2 protein-coding genes are annotated in these 1,902 nt (G+C 40.5%); both read right to left on the minus strand.

Annotation, left to right across the window (positions count from 1 at the left end):
• A partial coding sequence (locus tag AC3AX0_RS05645) for an ABC transporter ATP-binding protein (RefSeq protein WP_487549330.1) occupies positions 1–775 on the minus strand: 775 nt, incomplete at its 3' end.
• A gap of 102 nt (positions 776–877) precedes the next feature.
• Positions 878–1,902 (minus strand): BMP family lipoprotein (locus tag AC3AX0_RS05650; RefSeq protein WP_487549331.1); only part of this gene is annotated, 1,025 nt, incomplete at its 5' end.

A 1,902-nucleotide genomic window follows, 5' to 3' on the forward strand; every position in this document is an offset into this window, starting at 1 on the left:
GAAATACCTCATTGTCGGACATTTCCTTTTCCAGCTTGTCAACAGTTAGATTAACCTTCCTGCCAACCATAAGTTCCGCAAGCTCGTCGGTGTTTGTTCCCGATGTTTCTATGGTTTCTATTACCTTTCCCCTTCTTATTACCGTTACCCTGTCACTCATGGACATTACTTCCTTAAGCTTGTGGGTTATTAATATTATGGACTTGCCTTCTGAAGCAAGTTTCTTGATTATAATTCCGAATTCTTCTATTTCTTGGGGAGTAAGTACAGCTGTAGGTTCATCAAGAATTAGTATATCCGCACCTCTATAGAGTGTCTTCAGTATTTCCACTCTTTGCTGTGTTCCAACAGAAAGGTCCTGTACCCTGGATTCAGGATCAACCTTGAATCCAAACTTTTCAGATATTTCTCTTACTTTTTCATTGGCGTTTTCAAAATCAAGCTTCATACCCTTTTTGGGTTCCCGTCCAAGTACTATATTCTCAGCCACAGTAAAAGGAGGAACCAACATAAAATGCTGATGAACCATACCAATGCCGTTTTCTATTGCTATATTCGGGTCCTTTATGACAGTATTTTTACCGTTAAGGATTATATCTCCCGATGTAGGTTGATACAACCCGTAGAGTATATTCATCAATGTCGTCTTTCCTGCGCCGTTTTCACCTAAAAGCACATGAATTTCCCCTTTTTCCAACTGGAAATCCACCTTGTCATTGGCTACCACTCCAGGGAAAATTTTTGTGATATTTTTCATTTCCACTACACTAGACATATTTCCCTCCTAACTGCATAGAAAGATAGCAAATATTATTTATCTTTCCTGATATGTAAAAAAAAGGCCGAATGTTGCCATTCGACCTCGTATTGCAAATTTCTACATTTCCGGTACTTCAAAAGCTTCAAATGTTTCCATATCATATGGAACCATTATTTCACCGTTTATTATTGCCGTCTTATACATCTCTGCAGTAGTCTTAAGTTCTTCACTAAGGTTTCCTGCATCGTCACTGTATCCTACACCGTCAACTTCTAGACCAAATTCAAAATCTGAACCATCAAATGTTCCTTCCACAACTGCTTTTGATGCCATATATGTTGCATTGTCAACTCTCTTAATCATTGAACATAGTACATATTCAGGATCAAGTGCAGATTGGTCCTGATCAACACCAATAGCCCAGAAAGCTTGCTCTCCTGCCGCTTGTATTACACCTATTCCACATCCGCCTGCAGCATGGTATACAACATCCGCTCCAAGTTGATTCTGTGCTAGAGCAGCTTCCTTTCCAAGTCCTACATCGCCGAATGAGCCTGTATAATTTACAAGTACATTTGCATCTGGATTTACAGATTTTACTCCTGCCTCGAATCCATACTGGAATTTTTCAATAAGTGGGAACTGCATTCCACCTACAAATCCAATAACATCTGATTCTGAAGTAAGTCCCGCAATAACTCCAACAAGGAATGATCCTTCATGCTCCTTGAATGTAAGTCCTGAAACATTTGGAAGATCTACAGTCTGGTCTATTATAGCAAAGTTCTTGTCCGGGAACTGTTGTCCAGCAGCATCAGTTGCTGATTGCATTAGAAATCCTACTGAAATGATAAGGTCAAGGTCTTCTTCTGCAAACGCACTAAGGTTTGGACCATAGTCATCTTCTGACTCTGATTCAAGTATCTTAACCTCTACACCGAAGTCTTCCTGCGCCTTCAAAAGTCCAGCATATGCTGAATCATTGAACGATTGGTCTCCCAATCCACCTGTATCCGTAATCATTCCTACAACTATCTGCTCAGGTTCTGGCTCTACCGGTTCTGCTGGTTCTGAAGGTTCTGAAGGTTCTGAAGGTTCTGAAGGTTCAGATGGTTCTGCTGGCTCTTCCTTTGGTGTACATC

It is taken from the genome of Dethiosulfatibacter sp. (assembly GCF_983023055.1).